Genomic DNA, 26,173 nt, shown 5'->3' on the forward strand with positions numbered 1-26,173 from the left:
TTCCGGTGCGAATCAGAGTCAGAGTTGCCCTGTTCAGGAGTTGAAACCGATGAGTTCATCAGTGTCCACGCGACCGTTTGCCGAGTCGTTGATCAACCCGCCGACCGTCGCCATCGTCGGCGCCTCCAACGACCCCCGTAAGACGACGGCCCGTCCACAACAGTTCCTGTCGCAGGCCGGATTTCAGGGCACGGCGTACTTCATCAACCCCTCCCGGGACACCGTGCAGGGCGAAAAGGCGTGGCCGAGCCTGACCTCCCTACCGGAGGTCCCCGATCACGTCTACATCATGACCGGCGCGGAGGCTGCCATCGAAGCGGTGCGCGAGTGCGCTCGGCTGGGCGTCCCGGTGGCCACCGTGCTGTCCTCGGGATTCGCCGAGGAGGGTCCGGTCGGGCAGGAACGGGAAGATCGACTACGTGCTGCGGCGGCCGAAGGACCGACGCGGGTGATCGGGCCGAGCAGCCTGGGCGTCGTGAATCCCCGTACCGGTGTAATGCTCACCGGCAACGCCGCTTTCGGCGAACCCGACATTCCGACCGGCGGCATCTTCGTCGCGTCCCAGTCCGGTAGCGTCATCGGCTCTCTCGTCAGCCGAGCCCGCGGCCGCGGTATCGGTTTCGCAGGGCTGGTGTCGACCGGCGGCGAAGCGGATCTGTCCCTGGGCGCGCTGTGCACGGCGATGCTCTCCGATCCCGGAGTCACCTCGTTCGCGCTGTTCCTCGAATCACTGCGGCACTCCCAGGATCTTGCGACGTTCGCCCGCGCCGCGGCCGAGGCAGGGAAACCAGTCGCGGTGTACAAACTGGGTCGCTCTGATGAGGCCGCCGCGCTGTCGGTGTCCCATACCGGCGCGCTGGCCGGCGAGGACAGTGAGTCCGAAGCATTCTTTCGGTCCTGCGGGTTCGCCCGGGTTTACAACTTCGAATCTCTCGTCGAGGCACCGGCGCTGCTCGAGTGCATCCCGACGTCCTCGACCCCTCGCCCGCGGGTCGGCGTGGTCACCACCACCGGCGGAGGGGCGGCGATCATGGTCGACCAGCTTGCCCTGCGGGGCATGACGATCGCCGGCCCCAGCGAGCAGCTGGTCGCCGACATGGCCGCGGCCAGCGTGGACATCCCGCACAGCTTGATCGCCGATCTCGGCCTGGCCGGAGCGCGTCACGACATCGTGACCAGCGCGCTGACCTTGATGCAAGACAGCGGCGAGTTCGACGTCATCGTGTTCGTCATCGGATCCTCCGCCAGGCTCAATCCTGAATTGGCCGTTCAGGCGATCTCCGAACGGGGCACTCACGGAATTCCGATCGTGGCATTCGCACTACCCGAGGCCCCCGCAGCCGCAGAGCTGCTCAACCGCTCCGGTGTGCCCGCGTTCCGGACGCCGGAGTCCTGTGCCGACGTCGTGGCAGCCGCATTCGCACGCCAGGACGCGACCATCACCGATGGTGCGCAGTGGGCAACGCTGGCCAGCGCACCGGCCCGCGTCCTCGACGAGAAAGCCTCGGCAGAACTGCTGGGCGCTCTCGGCGTGCCGTTCCCGGCGTCGGCCACCGTGGACGTCGACGCGTCCGACAGCACCGTGTCGGTGCCGTTCCCCGTCGTCGTGAAGGTGCTCTCCGATCAGCTCCCGCACAAGAGCGACGTGGGTGGCGTGGTGCTCGGAGTGACCGACGAAACCGGCGTGGGTGCAGCGATCGACTCCATCGTCGAGAGCGTCCGCACACATGCCCCCGAGGTGCCGGTGGAGCGGGTGCTCGTCCAGCAGATGGCAGCCAAGGGGCTCGCCGAGGCACTGGTCGGCTACCGGGTGAGCCCGGACGTCGGCCCGATGGTCGTGCTGTCCACCGGCGGTGTGCTTGCCGAACTCTTCGCGGACATCTCCGTGCGGTTGGCGCCAGTAGACCTGGCCACTGCCCAGGAAATGATCACCGAGGTCAAGGGCCTGTCCGTCATCACCGGTTACCGCGGCCTGCCTGCGGGTGACACGACCGCGTTGGCTGCGATGATCGTCGCCATGTCGCAGCTCGCCGTCAGCCATCCTCAGGTACTCGAAGCCGAAGTGAACCCGGTCTCGGTGCAGGCCGACGGATCTGGGGTGCTCGCTCTGGATGCGTTGGTACGTATCGCAGCCTCGGCATCCGACGTGAGCACACACCCCACCGCGGAAACCGTGCTGACCAGTCACTAGCCAAGTGCCGGCTGCCATCTGCCAGACGGCCGAACTGCCGAGGGACGGATCATCGTCCCTCGGCAGTTCGCTTCTCACGAGTGCTGATCAACGCGTGCGGCACCTTGGTGCCCCGGATGGCAGAACGACACCTCGACCGCAATCAAGGTGTCGTTCAGCGTCCTTGGTGAAGGGCGAACAGCTCGGTAGAAGGCCCCTTCGACTATCCGCGTCCCAGGAACACCGCCATGTCCCCGCGGCGGAATCCGCCCCCGGTCACAGCAGCCAGTTCGTCGAGCTTGGTGCCCAGACTGGGCGCGTGAGCCCGCACCCAGGGTGTGAGACCGCCGATGTGTGCGGGAAAGCCGTAGGCGAGGGTCAGCATCAGGTCGACGTCCCCGGGCCGCTCAGCAATACCCTCCGCCAGCACCAGCGCTGCCTCGTTGACCATCGCCAAAACGGCACGCTCGGCAATATCGGTGTCCGTGAAGGGCTTTCGCTCGATACCCTTACGTCGGGCCGAAGCGAGAATCAGCTCCTCGACATCTGGGTCGACGGTCGGGGTGCGAGAGCCGGGCTCATAACGGTACCAACCGGCTCCCGCCTTCTGCCCCAGCCTGCCTTGCTCGCACAGAGTGTCGGCGACGTCGGGGTAGCGATCCCGCGGATCACGATGCGCGGCAGTGGCTTGCCGCATCCGCCACGCGATGTCCAGACCGGACATGTCCGATACGGCGAAGGGACCCATGGCGAACCCGAAACCCACCAATGCGCGGTCGATCTCGTGCGGCAGGGCGCCCTCCTCCAGCATCAGCTCACATTGCCGACGGTAGGCGTTGTAGATCCGGTTACCGATGAATCCGTCGCACACCCGGGCCACGATCGGCAGCTTGTCGAGGATCCGTGCCGCAGTGAGTGCCGTATCGAGGGCGGCCGCGCCGGTATGTGTTCCTCGCACCACTTCCAGAACGGCCGTGCGGTGGGCGGGGCTGAAGAAGTGCATGCCGACCAATCGACCAGGATCGTCCAGCGCCCCCGCCAGTACGTCGACGTCGAGATAGGACGTGTTGGTCGCCAGGACGGTGTCGGGTTCGATGGCGTGCTGGAGACGCGTCAGGAGTTCGGTCTTCACCGCGGCGTCCTCGAAGACCGCTTCGATCACCAGATCGCAGTCGGCGAGATCGCCGATCGCCGCACCGCAACTGAGCAACCCCGCCTGCCGTTGCCCGTCGTCGGTGCTGAGGCGGCCGCTCTGGACCATTCGCCCGACGTCGTCGGTCAACCGCCGCGCGGCACCCGCGGCAGCATCGGCATTCTGGTCGAGCAGCACCACCGCGACACCATGCTCGATGAAGGCGCGCGCAATCCCCGAGCCCATGGTGCCTGCCCCGATCACACCGACCCGCTGCACCGATCGTGCCGCACCGGGGCGGTTGGCCTTGGCGGCCGCGCGCCGCGCGAAGAACAGGTGCCGCAGCGCAGCGGCTTCGTCTCCCAGCCGCAACCGGGTGAACTCGCGGCGCTCGAAGTCCAGAGCCGCCGCGGGCCCGAGGGCCATCCCGTTGAGGACGGCGGCCACTGCCGCGCCGTATTGGGGACGGCCGCGGCCGCGGGACAGAACCGTGAGCGCCGCGCTGGTCACCTTGGCCTGATCCTCGTCCAGGACCGGTTCATTGCGCAGGACGCGCTTGCCGGTCATTGCGGCAGCGTGGGCGACGGCTGCGGCACGCAACGGTTCGGTGGTGACGGCGTCGACCAGGCCGCCCGCTTCGGTGACTCGGCGACGATCGCCAGAAGTGATGAGTTTCAGCGTCGCGGCGGGTCCGATGAGCCGAAGCGGGCGTTGAGTGCCACCGGCACCGGGAATCATGCCCAGCGTGATCTCCGGGAGGCCGATGACCGAACCATACGCGGCGACACGCGCGTCACATCCCAACGCGAGTTCGAGTCCACCGCCCAGTGTGGCGCCGCTGATCGCGGCGACCACCGGTTTGGGACAATCTTCGATGGTCGAAATCACCTCTGGCAGAGTTGGTCGAGGTAGCTCGCCGCCGAACTCACGCAGATCGGATCCCGAGATGAAGTTGGTGCCGGCGCCGATCAGGACGATGGCGCGGACGTCATCGTCGGCACCGGCCCGGCGGATCCCGTCGAGGAGGCCGGTACGGACCGCTGCCGAGCTGGCGTTGACCGGCGGATTGTCGATGACCAGGACCGCCACCCCATCGTCGACGTGATAGTCGACGACATCGGCGTCCCACTCGCCGGCGACGGTCATCGGCTCGGCGCCTCGGCCACGGTGGCGCGCTGGCTGAATCGCCTGCCGAAGATCTCCTCGGCGATACGGTTCTTCAAGATCTCCACCGACCCGCCGGCGATCATCCAGCCGCGGGTGCGGCGCATGCAGTACTCCACCAGGGACTCACAGCTGTAGCCCAGGGCGCCCATCGCCTGCATCGCCTCGTTGGCCGCAAAGAACCCGGCCTCGTTGGCGGCGAGCTTGGCCACCGATGTCTCGTACGCCGACGGCAGTCCGGCTTCGGCATTGCGCACAGCGCGGTCGAGCAGCAGGCTGGCGGCATCGAGCTTGACCGCGATATCGGCGAACTTCCATTGCAGGCCCTGGAACTCACTGAGAGTACGTCCGAATTGCGTGCGCTGACTGACGTGATCACGCGCCAAGGTGAACGCCAACTGCCCCAGCGCCAATGCGCGGGATGCATTGCCGATACGCTCGACGTTGAAGCCCGACATCTGCTTCTTGAATCCACCGGGACCCAGCAGGACGTTTTCCCTCGGAATCCAACAGTCGTCGAAATACAGCTGTGCCCACTGCTCCCCGCTCATGTAGGACGACGGAGCACCGAAGGTCAGGCCGGGGGTGCCGCGTTCGACGAGGACCGATCCGATGTTGCCGGTCCCCGGTCCGAAACGGACGTAGATGAGAAACAGGGTGGCATCGACGCTGTGGGTTCCCCAGATCTTGGTGCCGTTGATACGGAACCCGTCGCCATCCGCCGTGGCCGACGTGGTGAGTTCGGTAGCCGCAGAACCGGCTTCGGGCTCGCTCATACCCAGACCGATCAACGTCCGGCCGGCCAACAGATCGGGCAGGTACTTCTGCTTCTGTTCCGGGGTTCCGAACTCGGCAAAGGTGCGAATGGCACCGAAGTTGCCGGCCTGCAGGATATCGGCGCTCTTGGGGCAGACCATGGCGATCTCCCGGATGGCTGCCACGGCGTCCGCGAGAGTGGCGCCCTGGCCGCCATCGCTCTCGGCGATGGTCAGGCCAAGCAGTCCCTGCGCACCGAGCAACTGAGCGACGTCCCACGCATAATGCGGGTCGTGAGCGCGCCGGAGCGCATCGTCGGCGAGATGGCGCTTGGCGAACCCACGCACGGTTTCGGCCAGCGATTCGGTATCGGTCATGGTGGGTGCAGACATGATGAATCCTTCGGTCAGTGCCAATCGGGTCGGTACGCCGCTTCGCGCGCGCTTTCGGTAGGTGGCGGTCAGCCCATGTAGCCGAACGCCTCCTTCCACCACTGTTCGTCGCGCGCGGCGAACTCGTTGAACTGTTCCTCGGTGAACAGGTGGAACTGCGGTGAATCAGCCTTGGGCAGTTGGTATTTACCCGACTTGACCGGCTCGATGTCCGTTCGGGCCGGCACGAACCCCTGGGCGGCCGCGAATCGCTGCCCGGCCTTGGACATCGTCCAATTCATGAACACCTTTGCCGCAGGGTTTGCCACACCGTTGGCTGTCATACCCATCAGATTTTCCGAGGCCGACACGCCTTGTTCTGGGACGACCAGCGTGATGGGGGCGCCGGCCAACTCCGCAGCGAACGCATTGTTGAAACTGAGCGAGGCGATCGCGATCTCGCCGCGGGCGAGCGAGTCGACCTCGGTCGAGGTGGAATCGAAGATGCGCGGGTCCTGGCGCCCCTGGGCGACGAGGAAATCACGGCCCAGCGTTTCGATCTGGAAGTGAGCCAACGCGTTCAGCGTGCCACCAGTGGTGATGGCGACCACTCCGAGCTTGCCGAAGTACTTGGGATCGACGAGATCGTGCCAGCCGGTGGGTTGGTCGCTCTCGATGACGGCGTTGTTGAAGCCCATCGCGTTGACGAAGTAGTAACAGTTCAAGTAGGTGTCTCGCACCCCGGTGCGCTGCTCGCGCAGCAGCGCATCGAACGGTGTCTCATAGGGGGCATACACGCCTTGCGCGGCCAGTTCGCGTGCGGCGCGGGGGTCCGTGAGCCGCACGATGTCAGCGCTGAGCTTGTTGGCGCCGTGCTCGGACAGCACCCGTTCGGCCAGTTTGTTGGTGGGCAGCCGGGTCAGGTTGACATCCAAACCGGTCTCGGCGTGAAACCTTGCCGCAGTGAGGTCTTCGGCTTCCTTGCCCGTGCCGGAGTACAGGTTGACGACCTTCCCCTTGGCCGCTTCCCAGAGCGCCTCGTCGGCGATGAGTTCACCATCGATCCGCAAGCCGTCGGACGTGTCGACCTGGGCAGGCGGCAAGAGTTCGGCGGCTTGTTCGTCCTTGCCGCCTCCCGGCTTCCCGCAGGCGCTGACCACCAGCACCAACGTGACCAGTGCGGCAAGTGCCGTGATGAGGGTGTGCCGACCGGACCGCTTCTCGGCCGAAGAGTGTGTGCGCATGGTTGCCCCTTCTGGCGACTGTGCGTTACGCGGGCGGGGTGACACGTCCTCAGCCATGACCGGCACCGCCGGAGGCACCGATCTTGCGGGGCAGATAGCTGAGAACGAACATGATGGCGCAGTAGATGAGTGCCATTGCCGATGCCTCGCGCAGCGCGCCGCCGTTCTCGAACTGGTCGTAGATGGCGATGGAGAGAATCCGGGTGTCTGAGGTGTAGAGGAACAGCGGCACGGTCAGCTCTCGCATGCTGAGCATCAGCAGCATCAGGAACGTGGAAGAAACCGCCACTCGCAGGAGCGGAACCGTGATGACGCCGATGGCCCGACTACGTCGCGCCCCGAGCAGGACAGCGCTGTCCTCCAGATCCCGGTCGGTGGCCTGGATGGCCGCGGCGATGCCGCGAAAACCCTGGGGCATCTGCACGGCGATGAACCCGATGATCAGTACCCACAGCGTGCCGTACACCGGCACCGGCATGATCAACCACGTCCACAACAACCCGATACCCAGCACGATTGCGGGGATGGCCAGCGGCACCATCGAGAGTGCTTCGAGCAGGCCCCGCGCATAGGAGTTGGTGCGGTAGACGACGTAGCCGACGACGAATGCCAGCAGGGTCCCGCCGGTGGCCGCGGCAACCGAAACGATCACGCTGTTGGTGGCCGCCGTGGTGAACAAGTCGGAGCTGAACACCTGTGTGAACGAGGTGATGTCCAGCGCACCGGGTTCGGCCAGACTGCTGAATGAGGACATGTACGGTGAGGTACGGATCGCCGAGAGTGCCAGCGCCGAAAGCGGCAGGACGATCGCAAGCACGAAGTAGATCAGCGCAGCGATCAGCGCCGGCGTACGCAGTCGTCCCAAATCGAGGGTGCGCGCCTTGATGCCTTTGCCCGAGACCGTCGTATAGGACCGCTTGGACAAGATTCGGCGTTGCACCAAGGTGATCGCGATGACGGCGACGACCAGCACGACGGCGACCACCGAGGCTTCGTTGCCGCGCGAGGGCGAGGCATTCATCAATCGATAGATGAATGTCGGCAGGGTGTCGATGCGTCCCGCGGTGGCCAGCACCTGGGAGACCGGGAAGTTCTCCAGGATCAGGATGAACATCAGCAGCCCGGACCCCAGAATTGCGGGCATCGCCAACGGGGTGCTCACCGAGATGACGGTGCGCCATGGAGAGGCGCCGTGCACATTGGAAGCGTCTTCCAGATCGGGGTTCATCAGCGACATCGAGCCATGGATCAAGAGAAACGCATATGGCGCGTAGTACATCGCGAACACCAGGATGACCCCGGCATAGGAGTACGTGTTGACCGGTCCGCTCGTGCCGAGGTCACGAAAACCGACGTTGATCAGCCCGGCGCCAGGGCTCCCCAGAATCGACCAAGCCAGCGCACCCACGTAGGAGGGTAGAAACAACGGCATCAGACCGATCAGGAAGACGAAACCCTTGCACCGCACGTTGGTTCGGGCCGTGATGAATGCCAGGAACCCGCCGATGCCCAAGGCCAGGGCTGTCGCGGCGGCGGCGATGAACAACGAGTTCGCGGTGGCCGACAGAACACCGTTCTCGACCAGGACGTGCAGATTGTCCAGGGTGAGGTCGAAAGAGATGCTGCCTGGGCGCGGCACGTCGGTGCTGAATGCGGCAAGCAGGACGAAGCCTGCAGGCACCAGGATCAAGAAGCCCACGATGAACAGCAGAGGCAGGCTGATCGTCCGGGGGCGCCAGCCGATTCCGAGCCGACGTTGGGGCGCCGGAGGAGCGGAGGGCGGATCGACGGTCAGAGTGGTGGTCATGCCGCCACCAGATCGTTGGCCGCGGATGCGTTGTCGGGCAGCACTTTGACGCAGTCGGGGTCGATCGCGACGGAGACGCGAGCGCCGGCGCCTAGCGTGCCGGCAGTCGGCGGAGCGCAAACGGCATCGAGGGTCACGCCGCCGTCGGTGAGGACCTTGCAGCGAATGGTCGCCCCTTGGAAGACGGCGACCAGTATCTCACCGGTGAGGATGTTGACCTCCGGAACATCGGACCGGCCGGTTCCGTGACGTGCCAATCGGACCGCGATGTCCTCGGGCCGGATGCAGACACTGGCCGACGAGGGCGGCACGGGATGGCTGCTCGACAGTACGGTGCTGGTGCCGTCGAGTTCCAGGGCGCGCGAGGTCGATCCGGCGGTCACGGGGAAGACATTGCTGACACCGAGGAACTGTGCGATCGATGCACTTGCCGGCGTGTCGTAGATCTGCTCAGGTGTGCCCAACTGGCTGATCCGACCTTCTTGCATGATCGCGATGTGGTCGGCCAGAGCGAGCGCTTCCTGCTGGTCGTGGGTGACGTACAGACTCGTCAGGCCGCGCTCGCTCTGGATTCGGCGCAACTCGACGCGGAGATCGTCACGCAGGCGGGCATCGAGGTTGGACAGCGGCTCGTCGAGCAACAGCACGCTGGGTGACATGGCCATCGATCGGGCGAGGGCGACGCGCTGCATCTGCCCACCCGAGAGCAGGCTGGCGCCCCGGTCGGCGAGGTGGGCGAGACCCACGAGATCCAAGACGGCCAACGCCTCGCGTTTGCGTTCGGCACGGCCGACGCCCTTCATCTTCAGCGGGAAGCAGACGTTTTCCAGCACCGTCTTGTGTGGCCACACCGCATAGGACTGGAACACCATCCCGACGTTGCGCTTGTGCACGGGAACCACCCGACCGGATGCGCCGTCGAAGACGACGCGGTCACCGATGGTGATGGTGCCCCCGGTGGGTGTCTCCAGCCCGGCGACACAACGCATCGTGCTGGTCTTGCCGCAGCCTGATTGGCCCAGCAGGACCAGTGACTCACCGTCTGGAATCGTCAGGTCCAGGCCTTTGATGGCAGCGACGCCGTTGTAGGCCAGCTGCAGATTCTGCACGGTCACCTTCATGTCAAGTCCTCTCGAGGCGGTGATGAAGTAGTCAGCGACCGGATGCTGCGCGGATCGCGGCGTCGAGGTCGTCCAGGAAATCCAGGGAGTCGAAGTTCCAGCACGCATCGGCCAACGACTTGAAGCCCGTCTCCCCCACGATGGGTTCGACCAGACCGCGCGCCTTCACCTCCAAGTCGTCGTCGGACAAGGGATTCGACGGCTCGCCGTACGGTTGCTCCACGCGGTGCGTGTAGACACCACCGTCGGCGGTCGTGATCGTGACCTCGGCAGGCCTGCCGGTCTTGGGGTAGGAGGCCTCGGCCGCGTCGTCGAGTTCGAGGGCCACCATGTCCATCACGGACAGGATCTGGGCATCGGTGCGGCTGCTCGCCGAGAAATCGGTCAGCGTCACCGCACCGCGCACCGCCGCGACGGCGACGGTGAACGGCACGCTGAGCTGGGCCTGCAACACGGTGTCCAATTCACGGCCCCCGTGGCGAGTGGCGATGGCAAAGGTTCCGACCCGGATGGACGTGATCCAATCCGGATCGATGCCGTGTGAATGGCGAAGCGCCAGAACCGCATCGATCGCTCCGTGCAGGTGCCGGCAACACGGATACGGCTTGACGTAGGTCTTGAGGACTCTCCATTGCTCACCGAGCTCGCTCGTGACGGTATCTGCGAACCAGTCTTGCCCCTCCGCCCCGGCATAGGCGGCGAAATAGCCGTCCCGACCTTCCAGAACGGTGGTCGGACCGGTGAGCCCCGCGGCGGCCAGGTCGGCGCTGGCCACGCCGTCGCGCGCCGCTTTTCCGGGATGGAACCGTTTGACCTCGGCGGACTGCCCGAGGAACTCGAACAATCCACTGGCGTGTGAGCCGGCGATACCCAGCGCGTTGGCCGTGCGATCCTCATCGAGATCCAGCAGGACCGCAACGGCGGCCGCGGCGCCGAAGACGCCGGCAACCGGGGTGTTGTGGAAATGGCGGTTGCGGGTGGCCGGGTGCCCCGCGTCGGCGAGACGGCATGCCAACTCCATTCCGATCGCTGCTGCAGCGAGCACCCGTTGGCCGCTGATCCCTCGATCCTGGGCCACGGCGAACACGGCGGGAAAGACGACAGACGTCGGATGCATGCTGCCCGGTGTGTAGCCCTCGTCGGACTCGATCCCGTGGCCGTTGGTCCCGTTGAGAACCGCGGCGCCCAGTGGAGATACACGTCCGTGGCCCAACGCGGTTGCGGAGTCGCCGACATACATGCGGCGGACGTGGACGCCGACTGCCGTCGAAACATCGCCGATCGAACTCGCGACGACACCGGCCAGGTGGTCCAAGAGCATCCGTCGAACGTGATGATCGACCGCGGGGGGCAGCGGTTGGCCTTGCTGAGCGACGACCCAGCGTGCCACCGCCTGCGTCAAACCGTAGTTGTCGGGCATTTTTCGCGCCTCCGTGGGTGGACGTGCAGTTACCGATCGAGATCTCGGGTCAGAACGTGACTCGCGGCACCCTGGCGCCGGCCTTTGATCCCCATCACGTGAGGCACGTTACACACTCTATAGAGTGTTGTCTACGTTCAATATCATGCTAGATGTGCGATGCACGCCGTAGAGTGTGCACACGGAACGGCGAATTCTCGTCTCCCCGTCATCGCGAGAGGATGCAGCCAGATGACCGATCTGAGCGATCAGGCTCCACCGGTGAGCCGCACTGCGTACGTCGCGGAACGACTCAAGGCCGACGTGGCAAGCGGCGCCATCAAGCCCGGCGAATTGATCAAGCAAACGGTCCTGGCCAAGCGCTACGGAGTGAGCGCAACGCCCGTCCGGGAGGCGCTGCGCATGTTGGAAGCCGACGGCGTGATCGACTATTCGACCCACCGCGGCGCTTCGGTCCGCGAGATGACACCCGAAGCAGCGCGGGATCTTTATCGGCTACGCGCGGCTGCCGAGAGCGTCGCGGCCGAAATGGCGGTCGAACGCATGACACCGGCCGGGCTCGCATCCATCCGTGCATCCCACCAAGCCCTGGCCGATGCACTTGCCTCGCCAGACACCGATCCCGCGAGCTTGTCCGGCCTGAACCGCACGTTCCACTTTGCGATCTACGCCTTGAGTTCACCCCTCGTCGTCCAGCACGTCGAGCTGCTCTACGCCCGTTTCACGCCGAGCACGACGGTGTGGCGCGATCGCTCCGACGCGATCGCCCTTCAAGCAGACCACGACGACATCCTGGCCGCGATCGAGCGCGGCGACGGTGTCGAGGCCGGTCGCCTCACCGCATCGCACGTGCGCCATGCCAGCGAGATCCGCGAAGGCCGACCGGACCTGCGGGCCGCGGGCAATGTAGAACGCGAACAATTCCCACGGTGATGGAATCACCACGTCCACCCCACCAAGGACATGGAGTCCACTCGGGTACCCGATGATCCGGTCGTGGTTTGTCGCTCTGTGCGCGACGACGGCGCTTACCCAAGCGGTGTACGCGGCTGTCCGCGTGATGATCTCCTACCGCGCCCTGGAGTTGGGCGGAGATGGCGGGACCGTTGGTCTGCTAGCCGCGCTGTACTCCCTTGTCCCACTGTTGGCCGCCATCCACATCGGCAGAGCCGTGGACGGGCGGCGGGCCGCCGCAATCCTGCGCACCGGCTCCGGGCTTGCGCTCGCCGCGGTGGCGCTCATCGCCGCCAGCACCGACATCGTGACGTTGGCTGCCGGCTCAATAGTGCTGGGCTTCAGCCACATTCTCACCATGGTCGCCAGCCAGGGCTTCATTCCCCGACGCTCTGCGCCCACCGAGTACGACGCCAGATTCGGCGGGCTCACCGTATGGATCTCAGTGGGCCAGTCCGTCGGCATCCCCATCGTCGGCGTGCTGGCAGGACGAGGCGGCAGTCACGGCGACGTCGACACCACCGCGGCGTTGACCGCCATGGCAGTTGTCGCCACCGTCGCCACCGGCCTGTCTCTGCTACCCGCTCTGCGCCTGTCCGCGAGCAACGACACCACCCGTGAGCGCGACGAGCGTCAATCGACGAAGAGCATGCTCACGACTACCGGGATGCGTCCGGCCGTGTACTCCAGCCTCATCATCCTGACGTCGATGGACCTCATGACGGCCTACCTACCGGTGTTCGGAACCACCAACGGGTACAGCGTCATCGTCGTCACCGCGATCCTGACCGTCCGGTCGATCGCCGCCGTCATGGCGCGCGTGTTGATCACCCGATTGTTGCGGTTGGCGCCGCGGACTTGGCTACTCGTATCGGGAAGTCTGTGTTCGGCACTGCCGGTCGCGCTGGTTCCCCTGCTGCCCCATCCGACGCTCGTCGCCGTCTTCATGGCAATTGCCGGATTCTTCTGGGGCCTGGCCCAACCGCTGACCATGACGTGGGTTGCAGGACTGGTCAATCCCGCCAATCGCGCCTCCGCACTGTCGCTGCGGCTCACCGGTAATCGCCTGGGCCAGGTGGTCATTCCCGTCGCCGCCGGGGCACTGGCCGGCACAGCCGGCACCGATGCCATCTTCTACCTGACCGGCGGGCTTCTCGCGACCGCTGCCGTGTCCACCTGGTTTGCCGTCTACCGGCACCCACCCGCCACGGGTTGATCATGCGGCAACGTCCTGCGCACCAATGACGCGCTGTTCGCTCCTATCCCACTGCAGCGAAGCCCAACTCGGCCGAAATGGCCTCGGCGGTCAGCAGGAGCTTGGGTACGTAGGATGCGATGAGTTCGTCGTGCGACACGCGTAGCCCGTTCGCCGAGACGTTGATGGCCGCGACCACTGCGCCGTTCCGGTTCCTGATCGGTGCTGCAGCAGAACGGACACCGATCTCTCGCTCTCCGTCGACGACGGCGAAGCCCGCCTGCCGAATGCGCCCCAGCTCCTCGCGAAGCCGAGCGGGATCGGTGATGGTGTTCGGCGTGAGCGGTACGAGGTCGACGCGATCGAGATAGTCATCAAGAGCGTCGTCGGACAACCCCGCCAGCATGACCTTCCCCAGCGACGTTGCGTACGCCGGTAGCCGCGACCCAGTGCTCAACGAGATCGCCATGCTCCTGTTCGCCGGAATGCGAGCAAGATAGACGATTTCCTCCTCTTCGAGGGTTGCCATCGAGCACGACTCTTCGAATTCCTTGGCCAGCTGCCGAAGATGCGGCTGCGCGGTCTCCCAATAGGGAAGAGCAGCAAGGTAACCGAAGCCCAACCTCAGCACCTTCGGGGTGAGCCGGAAGTTCCGGCCATCGTTCTCTGCGAAGCCCAGGTGGGTCAGGGTCAACAGGATGCGTCGCGCAGTGGGCCTGGTCAGGTGGGCAAGCTCGGCGGCCTTGCTGATCGTCAACGAGGGATGAGACTGCGAGAACACCTGGAGCACGCCAAGCGCTTTGGCGACGGAGTCGATCACCTCAGGTTGTTCCCTAGACAAAGCACCCTCCCAGCGAAGCGCATCAGAATGTACTTCCAGCGTACAAGCAGTGCAGAAAGCCCGCCGGGCCGCTGCCGCGCTGGCTGCGAGCCGAACGCATTCCGGTTTTCACAGCCCTTGTCGGTTCCACCGCGATGACTCCCCGTCCGGCGACGGGGATGACGGAGATCACCTCCTTCCCTTGACAAGGGGCCACCTCACGCCTGACGATGGTTCTACCAACGTACGAGTGTACGTAGGAAGAACATTATCGGCTGGCAGGAGCTCCGCTCTATGAAGCGACCACGGATGGGTCTCTCGGTGTTCGCGATCGTCGGCACGGCAATCGTCGTCTTCGCTGGAATCGATGCTCACGCAGGCAAGAACGGATCGGAAACGCGCAACGCGCTGACCTTGTTCGTACCGTCCGCCCCCGGCGGCACCTGGGATACGAACGCCCGAGAATTGCAGCGCGCGATGATCGAGAACGACATCGTCCTCAAGACCCAGATCATCAACATGCCGGGCGGTGCAGGAACCCTCGGATTGAACCAACTGATCCAAATGCACGGCCGCAACGACGTACTGATGCTCACCGGCACGGTGATGTTGGGAGGCGTCGAAGTCAACGACGCGGAGAACGACGTGATCGAAGCGACCCCCATCGCCCGACTGGTCGAGGACTATCAGGCCATCTTCGTACCGGGAGACTCCCCGTACCAGGATCTGGCCGGCCTACTCGACGCGTGGAAGGCCGATCCTTCGGGGACGGTGATTGGGGGCGGTGCGCTCGGCGGAACGGATTCGCTCATCGCATGCTCGCTCGCGGGGTACATCGGCATCGATCCCAAGACGATCAACTACATTCCGTTCTCCGGCGGTGGCGAGGTACTTCCGGCGCTGCTGTCACATACCGTCGACGCAGCCATCGGCGGCTACGCGGAGTTTGCCGACCAGGTCGAGGCGGGAAGGCTACGCGCACTTGGCCTTACCGCTCCGGAGCCGCAGCCCGGCATCGACGTGCCCACGCTCCGCGAAGAAGGAGTCGACCTCTACCTGCCCAACTGGCAGGGGGTGCTCGCCCCGCCCGGAATCCGCGAGGAAGACCGCAGGGAGCTGACCCAGATCGTCACCGAAGCCATGGCCACCGACGAGTGGCGCGAAGCCCTCGGTCGAAATCGCTGGACAGGCGTGCCGCTCACCGGCCAGGACTTCGGCGACTTCATCGAAAGCGAGAGTGAGCGGATCCGCACGCTCGTCAAAGAGTCAGGCATCTGACGCACCGCCCATGCCATGGAGGCGCAACATCAATGGACAATGCCCCGCCGGTCGACCACACCACGAACGACGCCCACCCCACCCTCACTCCTTCCCCGTCTGAAGAAGTCGGAAGCGAGAGCATCGGGGGAGGTCGACGAACGACGCTGGCCGTAGCGGCTCTTCTCACGGCCTTCATGACCTATCTGGCCGTGGGAATCGCCACGATGGACATCCCGTCGGCCGCGAAATGGCCGGATGCCCGCTTCTTCCCCACCGTCGTCTGCATCATCGGTTACTGCGTCTCCGCACTCCTCGTCCTGCAGGCGTGGAGGTCAGCGCAATCGCCGCCGTTCGATCGGGACACCCACGAGCAACGGGTGTCACCGCGCTGGCGCAGCGTCGTGATGGCGATCGCCACCCTCGTCGTCTTCGCGGGGGCACTCGAACCCGCTGGCTGGTTGCTGTCGGGCACACTGCTCTTCTGGGGAATCGCGGTGAGTCTTGGCAGTCGGCGATTCCTCTTCGACGCCGCAGTGGCCGCGGTGGTCTCCTCCAGCGTTCAACTCGCCTTTTCGGCAGGACTCGGTCTGCACCTTCCCGTAGGAATTCTGGGGGCCTTCTGACATGGACTCGCTCATCTCACTCCTTGGCGGATTCGAGAGCGCACTGACCCCGATGAACATCCTCTGGGTGGTTGCCGGAGCCGCCTTGGGTACCGCGGTCGGGGTGCTGCCGGGCCTCGGGTCTTCCATGGCCGTGGCGCTTTTGCTCCCGGTGACGTTCAGCATGGATCCGGCCGCGGCATTCATCATGTTTGCGGGCATCTACTTCGGCGGCCTCTTTGGAGATTCGACGGCAGGCATCCTCGCCAATACCCCGGGTCAATCCTCGGCCATCGCGACCACCATCGAGGGCCATCGCATGGCCCTGGCGGGTAGGGCGCCGCAAGCGTTGGCCACAGCGGCGATCGGCGCCTTCATCGGAGGGTTGATCGCCACGATCATCGTCGCGCTCGGTGCTCCGATCATGGCCGGCCTGGTGTCGAGTTTCGGTCCCGCCGAGTACTTCGCGCTGGCCATCACCGCGTTTCTCGCGGTGTCGTCCGTGGTGTCCGATTCGGTCCTCAAGGGACTGACGTCGCTCGTTCTCGGGCTGGGCATCGCCGTGATCGGCATCGACGTGCTCAGCGGGACAACCCGATTCACCTTGGGATCCCCCGAGCTGCTCGACGGGGTGGACTTCGTGATCGTCACCGTCGGGCTTCTGGCGGTCGGAGAGGTGCTCAAGGTCGCGCTCAACGCCCATGGGAAGGCCGAGGCCACGATGTCAGGGCGCGGTCGACCGTGGCTGAGCAAGAGGGAAATTCGCCAGGCAGTTCCAGCGTGGCTGCGGGGTACCGCCTTCGGTCTCCCCTTCGGCGTCATACCCGCCGGTGGAGCCGAGATCCCCACATTCTTGTCCTACGGAACCGAGAAGCGTCTCGACAGCAGGCGCGCGAACCCGCAGTTCGGCAAGGGCGCGATTCAGGGCGTGGCCGGCCCCGAGGCCGCGGGCAATGCCACCACGGGTGTCGCGATGGGTTCACTGCTGACACTGGGACTTCCCGTCTCAGCCACCGCAGCCGTCATGCTCGCCGCGTTTCAGCAGTACGGCCTGCAGCCAGGCCCGCTGCTGTTCGAACGCAGCCCCGACCTGGTGTGGACGTTGATCGCCAGCCTGTTCATCGGCCTGGTGGTGCTGTTGGCGATCAATCTTCCCTTTGCCCCACTGTGGGCGAAACTGCTGTTGATACCGCGCCCCTATTTGTATGCCGGCATTGCGGTGTTCTCGGCCCTGGGGATATACGCCCTGAGTTCCTCGACATGGGACGTCTATCTGTTGATCGCCATCGGCATCGTGGGCCTGCTCATGCGAACCCTCGACATCCCGCTGGCTCCTGCGCTGATCGGGGTGATCCTCGGTCCGCTTGCCGAAACCGAATTGCGACGGGCGTTGGCCGTCAACGAAGGGCAGATCGGTGGGTTGTTCACCACGGTCAGCGTGCCGATCTACCTGATCCTGCTGGCCATCGTCGCCGTGCCGATCCTCGGGCGACTGATCGCACGCAGACGCACCGCGGCTGACGACGTCGCCGCCACCTCAACTCAATGAGCACAGAAGGAGTGAACACCGTTGATCAGTCATGCGCATGAAAACGATTCAGCCGTAACGGCGCGAATCACCCGATACGGCGACGTCACCGTCGAAACGCTGGTGCAGGGGGTAGGCGACCCAATCGTCATCCTCCCGTCATTGGGACGAGGAGCCGAGGACTATGACGAAGTGGCCATGCTCTTGGAAGCCGCTGGCCATCGCGTGATACGGCCACAGCCCCGGGGGATCAGGGGCAGCGTCGGGCCGATGACTGGATTGACCATGCATGACCTGGCGCGCGATATCGCTGCCGCACTGGATGATTTGGACGTCGTGGCCGCCGTCGTCGTCGGGCATGCCTTTGGCAGCCAGCCCGCGCGAATGCTCGCGGTCGACCGTCCTGATCTGGTTCGCGCTCTGGTCATGGCGGCGGCATCTGCCGGCAAGGTGCCCGAGGATCTACCGGAGAAGCCCTATGGTCGACTCCGCGCCGAGATCGACGGAGCGGGAAATCCAACGCTGGACGAGAACGAGCGGATTCGTTGCCTGAAAGCCGCCTTCTTCGCTCCTGGCAATGATCCGCGTGTGTGGCTTGATGGTTGGTCGTGGGAGACCCACGAGATGCAGACCTTCGCCCGCAACAACACACCGATCGACGAGTACTTCGCCGGCGGTGACGTCCCGATGCTGGACCTGCAGGCCGAGCATGATGCGGTGGTCATTCCAGGTGTGTTTCGGCCGATGCTCGGCGACCGCGTCACGGTCGAAGTCGTCCACGGTGCAGGTCATGCCATGGCTCCAGAACAGCCAGAAGCGATGAGCGCAGCCATCCACCGATTCGCCGTCGGCCATTAGCCGAGTCCGGTCATGACATCGATCTCGGCGCGACGTGACGAGAACCTCCGAGTCGATGAAGCCTTGTCGAAGGCCTTCATCGACTCGGAGGTCCTCGTATGCGCGGAGTCAGTCACATCGCGCAGTCATGCCACCATCCACGACCAACTCGGTGCCGGTGACGAATCGTGCCTCCTCAGAGGCGAGGAACAGCGCGGCGTAGCCCGTATCCCGGCCGTCTCCCATGAAGCCCAAAGGAATTCGAGACCGACGTTGCTTGAGTAGCGTGTCGACGTCTCCGCCCGTGCGCTGCCCGGCCAGCCGCGTTTCGACCATCGGGGTATGCAGCTGGCCGGGAACCACGGTATTGACCCGAATTCCGTGCTTTGCGTACTGGACTGCGGTGACACGGGAGAACGAGATGATGCCCGCTTTCGTCGAGGCATAGGCAACCTGCGGTGAACCGGTCCATCGCAGACCAGACGTGGACGCGATGTTGACGATCGATCCGGATTGCTGGGTGATCATGTGTGGAATCACTTCATGACAGGTGCGGTACACGCTCGTGAGGTTGAAGTCGAGCTGCTGGTTCCATCCGTGCTCGTCGAGTTCGGCAGCTCCACCAGCCCGCGACCCACCCACGACGTTGACGAGGACATCGATTCGTCCGTACGCGCCGATGGTCTCGCGGATCAGCGCGCGCACCGAGTCACCGTCGGTGACGTCGCAGAGAACCCCGCGCCCTTGCCCGCCTCGTGAGGCGATGTTGTCGAGGGTGACATCCAAAGCGCCTTCATTGATGTCCGCCGCGACGACCCGGGCGCCTTCGGCCGCAAAGATCGTCGCGCACGCTCGACCGTTTCCCCAACCCGGTCCGACACTTCCGGCACCGACGACGAGAGCGACCTTGTCCTTCAAGCGTTCCACGGGGTGTTCCTCTCTTCGTTGATCACGGGCTCCGGCAGCGGAAACCCAAAGCACACAGCCGGGTTGACGACGAGAAGCTGGCGCAGCTCCACCGCAGTCGGCGCGATGGTGCCGATGCCGTTCACCAGTTCGTGGTCCCAGGGCATGAAGCTATGCGTGTTCGGATGCGGGAAGTCACTGCCCCACACACACCTATCCGGCCGGATGCTGAAGAGCGATCTTGCCATCTCGAGGCCATCTCGCATGGACGGGGTTTCCTGCGAAACTCGATCAGCACCACTGAGTTTGAGCCAAAAGTCAGCCTCCCCCAACAATGCGGCAACCAGCTTGTACTCGTCGGAGTTCGTGCCCTGGGAAACATCGAATCTGCCCATGTGGTCCAGTACGACGCGCACGGGAATGCCGGGGAAGATCTCGGCGAACGCCTTGATACCCAAACCCATCGTGTGCACCTCGAGATGCCAACCGAACGGTCCGATGAGGTCAGTCAACCTGCGAACGTCCTCGGCCGTGGGCGGATCACCCAGATGGGGGGCAAAGTGGATGCGGACACCGCAAAACCCCGCTCGATTCAGCTTCGCCACCTCGTCGGTGGTGGCATCCCGGCCGAGCAGGGCGACGGCGCGATATGCGCCATTCCCACGCTCCAACGCGTCCAACAGCACCCGATGATCGCTGCCGTGACAGGCAGACTGCACCAAGACCGACCGCGTGAAGCCCATTGTGTGGTGCATCTGCTGTAGCAGTTCCAACGGTGCGTCAACAGGCGTGAAGGTGCGGTCGAGCGAGAACGGGAAGGTCCGGTGCGGCCCGAAGACGTGGACATGTGCGTCACAGCTCAATGCTGGCAACTCGATCCTGGGGCGCGTGAAGCTCCGATGCGGCCCGGGTGTGGTCGCTTCGACGTCAGGCACGCGGAGCCCCGGCAGACTTGAGGGCGGCCCGGTCGGCGGTCTGCACGTCGAGGGCGACGAGGAACCGGCTTACCATGTTGTACGCCGCAATGGTCGCCACCAGTTCGGCGATCTCACCCTCGTCGAAGTGTCGACGAAGTCGGTCGAACGTGGCTTCCGAGACCGATATCTCCCGGGTCATCTCATCGACGAGTTCGAGTACTGCGTCGTGCGGTTGGTGCCCCGTCGACGGCTCGTCACGCTGCAGGGCAGCGATCACCTCCTCGGACAACCCAGCCCGCCTGGCGACCGGAAGATGGGAATCCCATTCGTAGTCGGCGGAGTTGAGCCGGCCGATCCGAAGGATGGCCAACTCACGAAGCTCCCCTGACAATCGGAACTGACCGCGCACGGCCCCCAGTAGCTGATCCCAGCCGCGCGCCAAACCCTCGTTGTGCGCCAACAGAAGATCCAACGGTGTCAACTGCCCACCCCGCCGTTCACCAAGCTGCCGCGCGAGGCTGTCGGAGGGCTGCGCGTATTCGATGCGAGGCACGGGTCTCCTTCTACGACTGCCCACAGCCGGCTCGCTCCTCGAACGGCTGTTGTACGCCTTGCGTACGAATGTTTGTCTTACGTACACTATCCGGGTGGCCCGCCCGGCTTGTCAAGGGTGACCGCGAGGTGGAGGGGGCTTGTCTCAGGTTCACGTCGCATGCGAAACCGCGACGACGATCATCGCGACAACGTGACGCTCGCCCTGAGAATCAACGGTTGACGTGGCCCCCAGGGAGGGCCACCATGACTCCCGTGCGCTATGTCGTTACCGGCGGTACCGGGTTCATTGGTCGCCGGGTGATCACGCGGCTGCTCGCCACGCCCGACGCCGAGGTGTGGGTGCTGGTGCGCCGGGGGTCGCTCGGCCGGTTCGAGCAGCTGGCCGTCGACTGGGGTCCGCGGGTCCGGCCGCTGGTCGGGGACCTGACCGCCCCGGACCTGGGGCTGTCCGAGGGCGACGTCGCCGAACTGGGCGACGTGCACCACGTGGTGCACTGCGGCGCCGTCTACGACATCACCGCCGGCGACGCCGCCCAGCGGGCCGCCAACGTCGACGGCACCCGCGCGGTGGCCGAGTTCGCCACGCGGCGGGACGCCACGCTGCACCACGTCTCCTCGATCGCGGTCGCCGGCGACTACGACGGCATCTACACCGAAGACGACTTCGACGTCGGCCAGGACCTGCCCACGCCCTACCACCAGACCAAGTTCGAGGCCGAGCGCGTGGTGCGCTCCACCCCTGGGTTGCGGTACCGCGTCTACCGGCCCGCCGTCGTCGTCGGCGACTCCCGGACCGGCGAGATGGACAAGATCGACGGGCCCTACTACTTCTTCCCCGTGCTCGCCCGCCTGGCCAAGCTGCCGTCGATGACCCCGATCGTGCTTCCCGACACCGGCCGCACCAACCTGGTCCCCGTCGACTTCGTCGCCGACGCGCTCGTCGCACTGCTGCACGCCGACGGCCACGACGGTCAGACGTTCCACCTGACCGCGCCGACCGCCATCGGCCTGCGCGGCATCTACCGCGGCGTCGCCGCCCAGGCGGGCCTGCCGCCGGTGCGCGGCGGCCTGCCCGGCGCCGCGGTGGCACCGGTGCTGCACGCCACCGGTCGGCTGAAGGTGTTGCGCAACATGGCCGCCGTCCAGCTGGGCATCCCCGGCGAGGTGCTCGACGTGGTGGACCTGGCCCCGACCTTCACCGCCGAGCACACCACAGCGGCATTGCGCGGCACCGGCATCGCCGTCCCCGAGTTCGCCTCCTACGCCCCGGCCCTGTGGCGGTACTGGGCCGCACACCTGGATCCCGACCGCGCCCGACGCGACGACCCGGCGGGCCCGCTGGTCGGCAGGCACGTGGTGATCACCGGGGCGTCCAGCGGAATCGGCCGCGCCTCGGCCGTCGCCGTCGCCGAACGGGGAGCCACGGTCTTCGCGCTGGCGCGCAGCGCCGAGGCACTCGACGACCTCGTCACCGAGATCCGCCAATCCGGCGGCAGCGCCTACGCATTCACGTGCGACGTCACCGACTCGGCGTCGGTGGAACACACCGTCAAGGACATCCTGGGCAGGTTCGGCCACGTCGACTACCTGGTGAACAACGCCGGCCGCTCCATCCGCCGTTCGGTGAGCGCATCGACCGACCGACTGCACGACTACGAACGGGTGATGGCCGTCAACTACTTCGGCTCGGTCCGCATGGTGCTGGCACTGCTGCCGCACTTCCAGCAGCGCCGGTTCGGGCACGTGGTCAACGTCTCGAGTGCGGGCGTGCAGGCCAAGAACCCGAAGTACAGCGCCTACCTGCCCACCAAGGCCGCGCTCGACGCGTTCGCCGACGTGGTGGGCACCGAAACCCTCTCGGATCACGTGACGTTCACCAACATTCACATGCCGCTGGTGAAGACGCCGATGATCGCGCCGTCGCGCCGCCTGAACCCGGTCCCCCCGATCACCGCCGAGCACGCCGCGGCGATGGTCGTGCGGGCCCTGGTGGACAAGCCGATGCGCATCGACACCCCGGTGGGGACGCTGGCGGACCTGGGTACCTACTTCGTGCCGCGCGTCTCCCGCCGGCTGCTGCACCAGCTCTACCTCGGCTACCCCGACTCCGCGGCGGCCAGGGGCGTGGCCACCGAGCCGTCGTCGGAGTCCCCGGCCGAGCATGCCGACGCGTCGGGACACCCCGCGCGCCGGCCGCGCCGCCCGGTGCGTGCCGGCCGGGCGCGGGTCCGCGTGCCACGTCCGGTGAAGCAGGCCGCGCGACTGCTGCCTGGCGTGCACTGGTAGTCGCCGCGGCCCTATCGTGGGCGTGTGAACGCACTGCCCGTCTTCGCCGACGTGGACACCGGCGTCGACGACGCCATGGCCCTGGTCTACCTGCTCGCGAGCGCCGACGCCGAGGTCGTCGGCATCGCCTCGACGGCAGGCAACGTGGGCGTGGATGCGGTGTGCGCCAACAACCTCGGCCTGCTCGAACTGTGCGGCGTACCGACCATCCCCGTGTCGCGCGGGTCCGAACGCCCGCTGGCGATCCCGCTGCGCACCGCCGAGGACACCCACGGACCGCGGGGCCTGGGTTACGCCGACCTGCCGCACACCACCGCGTCGCCGACCGCCTACGACGCCGCAGAGGCGTGGGTGCGGGCGGCGCGCGCGCACCCCGGTGAGTTGATCGGGCTGGCGACGGGTCCGCTGACCAACCTGGCGCTGGCCATCAGGCTCGAGCCCGCGTTGCCGCGGCTGCTGCGCCGGTTGGTGATCATGGGCGGCGCGTTCGACTACCGGGGCAACACCACCCCCGTCGCCGAGTGGAACGTCCACGTGGACCCGGAGTCGACCGCCGAGGTGTTCGCGCAGTGGGGTGCGGCCTGGGGACTCGAGAAGCCGGACCGCGTGCCGATCGTGTTGGGCCTCAACCTCACCGAGAACGCCGTGCTGACCCCGTCGATCCTGAGCCGGTTGGCCTCGGCGGCGGGCTCGCCGAGCAGTCCGATGAGCGTGCTCGACGACCGCGGCACCCGCTCACGAGCGGCCAATCCCCTGATTCGCGTGCTCGAGGACGCCATGCGGTTCTACTTCGAGTTCCACTTCGATCAGGGCGAGGGGTATCTGGCACATCTGCACGATCCGCTGGCGGCCGCGGTGGCGCTGGATCCCGACCTGGTGCGCTACCGCACGGCCACGGTCGACGTGGAACTCACCGGCACCCTCACGCGCGGCATGACCGTCGCCGACTGGAACGGCCACTGGGGCCGTCATCCCAACGCGCGCATCGGGGTGCAGGTCGACCCGGGCGCGTTCTTCGATCGCTTCATCGCCCGGGTCGCCCCGTTCGCCGCCGGCCTGGCGTGAGCCGGTTCAGTCGTCGGTGACGGTGAGCGTCACCTCGATGTTGCCGCGCGTGGCATTGGAGTAGGGACACACGGCGTGGGCCTTCTCGGTGAGCGCCTGCGCGGTGTCGCGGTCGACGCCCGGCAGCGTGACCTCCAGTTCGACGGCCAGTCCGAACCCGCCGCCGTCGACCTGACCGAGCGAAACCCGCGCTCCCACGGCCGAATCCGAGACGTCGGCCTTCTCCTGCCGCGCGACCAGTCGCAGCGCGGAATGGAAGCACGCCGCGTAACCGACGGCGAACAGTTGCTCGGGGTTGGTGCCGTTGCCGCTGCCGCCCATCTCGGCGGGGATGGCCAGGTCCAGGTCGAGTCGGCCGTCGGAGGTGCGGCCGTGGCCATCGCGGCCCTCACCGGTGGCCAGTGCTTCTGCGACGTAGAGCGTCTTCATGGGTGTCCCTTCGCGTGGATGAGTCGAGCACGTCGACGGATCGCCGGAGTGTCACCACGACGGTAGTTCACGATTAAGTTGTGCACAATACGAATGTGGGGCGGCCCACGTTGACTCACGCCGCATCACTCGTAGACCCCCTCCAGGTACCACCGCCGCTGCCGGTAACACAGCAGCATCGCGCGCGTGGCGGTACCGGCACCCGCATCACCACCGGCACCGATGAGCACCTGCATCCGAGCCGTCCTACCCGGCCCGGAACGGTCGGGATCCCACCATCTCTCGTCGACCAACCACGGACCCGCCCACCAACTCAACGCCCCCGAGTTCGGCGTGGGACCCACCACGCGTACGGGGTCGGCGGTGAGCAGGCCCCGTCCCGTCACCCGCACCGGACCCCCCTCGGCGTCCAACACGTCGACCGGATCGTCGAGCAGCACCGACGGCGACGGCTCCGGGAGCCGGCCCGGCCACGGCTGCGTCGGATCGGCACGCGGCACGGGCTCGTCGCCGAGCGGCGTGAACGTGATCCGTTCGGCGGGACCGCGGCCACCGCTGAGCACCGGCACCCGAACGGCCTCGGGACCGAGCAGACCCTGCACCCGTACCAACGCCCGCCGCGCCCGCAACCGGTCCTCGTCCCCGGAGGAACCCCACAGCGGCAGCTGCAGGGCCGAGGCCGACACGATCTCCACCGGGTGCAACCGCAGCGTGACGATGGGACCGGTGGGGCCACCGCGCCCGCGCCGGTTCAGCCAACCGTCCAGTTGCCAGCGCACCCGGTCGGCAGTGGCGTCCTCGGTGAGCGGATCCGCGCACCGCCACACCCGGTGCAGCTCTTCGCCGTTGGAGGTGCTCGCGGATATCGCCAGCCGCGTGCACCCGATGCCCGCCGACTCGAGACTGCGGTGCAGATCGGCCGCCAACTGCCGCCCGGCGAAGGCCGCCGCGTCGATGCGGTCCACGGGCGGATCGCAGTCCAGGACGGCGTCGAGGTCGGGGGGCGGTTCCCGGCCCGACGGCCCACGGGTGGAGTCGCCCCTGGCGAACCGGTGCGCCACCACCGCGTCCGCACCGAACCGGGATGCGACGTCGGCGCGCAGCAACGCGGCGAACTGACCGATGGTGCGAATCCCCATGCGCCACAGCAGGTCCGCCAGATCACGCCGATCCGGACCCGCCAGGCTCGGTTCGGCGGCCAGCTGCCGGATGGACAACGGCGCCAGGAACCGGGCGTCCTCCCCCGGGTCGACGATGCGACCGGCCCGTGCGGCGAACACCGCCGTCGGCAGCCGATCGGCGATGCCGACCTGACATTCCACCCCGGCCGCGGCGACGGCGTCGACGAGGCGTTCGGCGGCGGCCTGCTCGGAGCCGAAGTACTTGGCCGCACCGCGCACCGCCACCACCAGCAGGCCGGGACGCAACACCTCGGCGCGGGGAACCACGTCGTCCACCGCAGCCGTCACCGGATCGAAGTGGCGGGCATCGCGGGCCGGGTCGGCGGACACGACGTGCACGTCCGGGCACCGCGCCTGCGCCTCCCGGCGCCGCAGGTTCCTGCGCACCCCGGCCGCCCGCGCCGCCGCCGAGCACGCCACGACGCGGTTGGCCAGCGTCACGGCCACCGGCGC

At 66.4% G+C, this 26,173-nt stretch carries 21 protein-coding genes; 9 read left to right on the forward strand and 12 right to left on the reverse strand.

The window, feature by feature from the left end:
- Positions 1 to 49 precede the first annotated feature (49 nt).
- Complete coding sequence (locus tag AC30CM_RS15580; protein WP_490117796.1) at positions 50 to 2,191, forward strand: acetate--CoA ligase family protein; 2,142 nt, start codon at positions 50 to 52, stop codon at positions 2,189 to 2,191.
- 202 nt (positions 2,192 to 2,393) lie between these two features.
- Here AC30CM_RS15580 and AC30CM_RS15585 read toward each other — a convergent pair whose 3' ends face one another.
- The 6 genes from AC30CM_RS15585 to AC30CM_RS15610 all read right to left on the reverse strand — a co-directional run bounded on the left by AC30CM_RS15585 (position 2,394) and on the right by AC30CM_RS15610 (position 11,185).
- The gene (locus AC30CM_RS15585; RefSeq protein ID WP_490117797.1) at positions 2,394 to 4,448 is read right to left on the reverse strand and encodes a 3-hydroxyacyl-CoA dehydrogenase NAD-binding domain-containing protein; all 2,055 of its coding nucleotides are present in this window, start codon (positions 4,446 to 4,448) and stop codon (positions 2,394 to 2,396) included.
- Positions 4,445 to 5,614 (reverse strand): acyl-CoA dehydrogenase family protein, encoded by a 1,170-nt coding sequence (locus tag AC30CM_RS15590; RefSeq protein WP_490117798.1) that lies wholly within the window; start codon positions 5,612 to 5,614, stop codon positions 4,445 to 4,447. The genes AC30CM_RS15585 and AC30CM_RS15590 overlap by 4 nt, the downstream gene beginning before the upstream one ends.
- A 68-nt stretch (positions 5,615 to 5,682) precedes the next feature.
- Positions 5,683 to 6,837, reverse strand: a complete 1,155-nt coding sequence (locus AC30CM_RS15595) for an ABC transporter substrate-binding protein (RefSeq protein WP_490117799.1) — start codon at positions 6,835 to 6,837, stop codon at positions 5,683 to 5,685.
- A gap of 49 nt (positions 6,838 to 6,886) precedes the next feature.
- The gene (locus AC30CM_RS15600) at positions 6,887 to 8,644 is read right to left on the reverse strand and encodes an ABC transporter permease (protein ID WP_490117800.1); all 1,758 of its coding nucleotides are present in this window, start codon (positions 8,642 to 8,644) and stop codon (positions 6,887 to 6,889) included.
- On the reverse strand, positions 8,641 to 9,765 hold the full coding sequence (locus AC30CM_RS15605) for an ABC transporter ATP-binding protein (RefSeq protein WP_490117801.1): 1,125 nt from the start codon (positions 9,763 to 9,765) through the stop codon (positions 8,641 to 8,643). Before AC30CM_RS15605 ends, AC30CM_RS15600 begins: the two co-directional genes overlap by 4 nt.
- 31 nt (positions 9,766 to 9,796) lie before the next feature.
- Positions 9,797 to 11,185, reverse strand: a complete 1,389-nt coding sequence (locus AC30CM_RS15610) for an MmgE/PrpD family protein (RefSeq protein ID WP_490117802.1) — start codon at positions 11,183 to 11,185, stop codon at positions 9,797 to 9,799.
- 231 nt (positions 11,186 to 11,416) lie between these two features.
- Between AC30CM_RS15610 and AC30CM_RS15615 the strand changes: the two genes are divergently transcribed.
- Complete coding sequence (locus AC30CM_RS15615; RefSeq protein WP_490117803.1) at positions 11,417 to 12,118, forward strand: GntR family transcriptional regulator; 702 nt, start codon at positions 11,417 to 11,419, stop codon at positions 12,116 to 12,118.
- Between the two features lie 52 nt (positions 12,119 to 12,170).
- Positions 12,171 to 13,355 (forward strand): MFS transporter, encoded by a 1,185-nt coding sequence (locus AC30CM_RS15620; protein WP_490117804.1) that lies wholly within the window; start codon positions 12,171 to 12,173, stop codon positions 13,353 to 13,355.
- 43 nt (positions 13,356 to 13,398) lie between these two features.
- Here the strand turns inward: AC30CM_RS15620 and AC30CM_RS15625 are convergent, their stop codons facing one another.
- The gene (locus tag AC30CM_RS15625; RefSeq protein ID WP_490117805.1) at positions 13,399 to 14,154 is read right to left on the reverse strand and encodes an IclR family transcriptional regulator domain-containing protein; all 756 of its coding nucleotides are present in this window, start codon (positions 14,152 to 14,154) and stop codon (positions 13,399 to 13,401) included.
- 321 nt (positions 14,155 to 14,475) lie between these two features.
- Here AC30CM_RS15625 and AC30CM_RS15630 point away from each other — a divergent pair, with 321 nt between their 5' ends.
- The 4 genes from AC30CM_RS15630 to AC30CM_RS15645 are packed head-to-tail and all read left to right on the forward strand — an operon-like array spanning position 14,476 to position 18,402.
- Positions 14,476 to 15,432 (forward strand): Bug family tripartite tricarboxylate transporter substrate binding protein, encoded by a 957-nt coding sequence (locus AC30CM_RS15630; protein ID WP_490117806.1) that lies wholly within the window; start codon positions 14,476 to 14,478, stop codon positions 15,430 to 15,432.
- Between the two features lie 32 nt (positions 15,433 to 15,464).
- Positions 15,465 to 16,037, forward strand: a complete 573-nt coding sequence (locus AC30CM_RS15635) for a tripartite tricarboxylate transporter TctB family protein (RefSeq protein WP_490117807.1) — start codon at positions 15,465 to 15,467, stop codon at positions 16,035 to 16,037.
- 1 nt (position 16,038) lies between these two features.
- Positions 16,039 to 17,565, forward strand: a complete 1,527-nt coding sequence (locus tag AC30CM_RS15640) for a tripartite tricarboxylate transporter permease (RefSeq protein ID WP_490117808.1) — start codon at positions 16,039 to 16,041, stop codon at positions 17,563 to 17,565.
- 21 nt (positions 17,566 to 17,586) lie between these two features.
- The gene (locus AC30CM_RS15645; RefSeq protein ID WP_490117809.1) at positions 17,587 to 18,402 is read left to right on the forward strand and encodes an alpha/beta fold hydrolase; all 816 of its coding nucleotides are present in this window, start codon (positions 17,587 to 17,589) and stop codon (positions 18,400 to 18,402) included.
- A 108-nt stretch (positions 18,403 to 18,510) separates the two neighbouring features.
- Here the strand turns inward: AC30CM_RS15645 and AC30CM_RS15650 are convergent, their stop codons facing one another.
- From AC30CM_RS15650 to AC30CM_RS15660, 3 genes are read right to left on the reverse strand one after another with little or no spacing between them, the layout of a single operon-like run.
- Positions 18,511 to 19,308 carry an SDR family NAD(P)-dependent oxidoreductase gene (locus tag AC30CM_RS15650; RefSeq protein ID WP_490117810.1) on the reverse strand — a complete coding sequence of 266 codons (798 nt, stop codon included), beginning with the start codon at positions 19,306 to 19,308 and terminating at the stop codon, positions 18,511 to 18,513.
- Positions 19,296 to 20,222 carry an amidohydrolase family protein gene (locus AC30CM_RS15655; protein WP_490117811.1) on the reverse strand — a complete coding sequence of 309 codons (927 nt, stop codon included), beginning with the start codon at positions 20,220 to 20,222 and terminating at the stop codon, positions 19,296 to 19,298. The genes AC30CM_RS15650 and AC30CM_RS15655 overlap by 13 nt, the downstream gene beginning before the upstream one ends.
- Entirely contained in the window at positions 20,215 to 20,757 is a 543-nt protein-coding gene (locus AC30CM_RS15660) for a carboxymuconolactone decarboxylase family protein (protein ID WP_490117812.1), read from the reverse strand. Before AC30CM_RS15660 ends, AC30CM_RS15655 begins: the two co-directional genes overlap by 8 nt.
- 254 nt (positions 20,758 to 21,011) lie before the next feature.
- Here AC30CM_RS15660 and AC30CM_RS15665 point away from each other — a divergent pair, with 254 nt between their 5' ends.
- Together AC30CM_RS15665 and AC30CM_RS15670 are read left to right on the forward strand one after the other, a co-directional pair.
- Complete coding sequence (locus tag AC30CM_RS15665) at positions 21,012 to 23,045, forward strand: SDR family oxidoreductase (RefSeq protein ID WP_490117813.1); 2,034 nt, start codon at positions 21,012 to 21,014, stop codon at positions 23,043 to 23,045.
- 33 nt (positions 23,046 to 23,078) lie between these two features.
- The gene (locus tag AC30CM_RS15670; RefSeq protein ID WP_490117820.1) at positions 23,079 to 24,110 is read left to right on the forward strand and encodes a nucleoside hydrolase; all 1,032 of its coding nucleotides are present in this window, start codon (positions 23,079 to 23,081) and stop codon (positions 24,108 to 24,110) included.
- Between the two features lie 6 nt (positions 24,111 to 24,116).
- On the opposite strand, the gene AC30CM_RS15675 is transcribed toward AC30CM_RS15670, so the two are convergent.
- Together AC30CM_RS15675 and AC30CM_RS15680 are read right to left on the reverse strand one after the other, a co-directional pair.
- Complete coding sequence (locus tag AC30CM_RS15675) at positions 24,117 to 24,539, reverse strand: organic hydroperoxide resistance protein (protein WP_490117814.1); 423 nt, start codon at positions 24,537 to 24,539, stop codon at positions 24,117 to 24,119.
- A gap of 125 nt (positions 24,540 to 24,664) precedes the next feature.
- The coding region (locus AC30CM_RS15680; RefSeq protein ID WP_490117815.1) for a DNA polymerase Y family protein at positions 24,665 to 26,173 on the reverse strand (1,509 nt) is incomplete at its 5' end.

The organism is Mycobacterium sp. DHQP2018-32-09 (genome assembly GCF_058148405.1).

Bases quoted from the DNA above. Each gene is read 5' to 3' on its own strand.
- AC30CM_RS15590 (WP_490117798.1), bottom strand. From the start codon at position 5,614: ATGTCTGCACCCACCATGACCGATACCGAATCGCTGGCCGAAACCGTG.
- AC30CM_RS15635 (WP_490117807.1), top strand. From the start codon at position 15,465: ATGGACAATGCCCCGCCGGTCGACCACACCACGAACGACGCCCACCCC.
- AC30CM_RS15620 (WP_490117804.1), top strand. From the start codon at position 12,171: ATGATCCGGTCGTGGTTTGTCGCTCTGTGCGCGACGACGGCGCTTACC.
- AC30CM_RS15615 (WP_490117803.1), top strand. From the start codon at position 11,417: ATGACCGATCTGAGCGATCAGGCTCCACCGGTGAGCCGCACTGCGTAC.
- AC30CM_RS15675 (WP_490117814.1), bottom strand. From the start codon at position 24,539: ATGAAGACGCTCTACGTCGCAGAAGCACTGGCCACCGGTGAGGGCCGC.
- AC30CM_RS15600 (WP_490117800.1), bottom strand. From the start codon at position 8,644: ATGACCACCACTCTGACCGTCGATCCGCCCTCCGCTCCTCCGGCGCCC.
- AC30CM_RS15605 (WP_490117801.1), bottom strand. From the start codon at position 9,765: ATGAAGGTGACCGTGCAGAATCTGCAGCTGGCCTACAACGGCGTCGCT.
- AC30CM_RS15580 (WP_490117796.1), top strand. From the start codon at position 50: ATGAGTTCATCAGTGTCCACGCGACCGTTTGCCGAGTCGTTGATCAAC.
- AC30CM_RS15595 (WP_490117799.1), bottom strand. From the start codon at position 6,837: ATGCGCACACACTCTTCGGCCGAGAAGCGGTCCGGTCGGCACACCCTC.
- AC30CM_RS15585 (WP_490117797.1), bottom strand. From the start codon at position 4,448: ATGACCGTCGCCGGCGAGTGGGACGCCGATGTCGTCGACTATCACGTC.
- AC30CM_RS15610 (WP_490117802.1), bottom strand. From the start codon at position 11,185: ATGCCCGACAACTACGGTTTGACGCAGGCGGTGGCACGCTGGGTCGTC.
- AC30CM_RS15640 (WP_490117808.1), top strand. From the start codon at position 16,039: ATGGACTCGCTCATCTCACTCCTTGGCGGATTCGAGAGCGCACTGACC.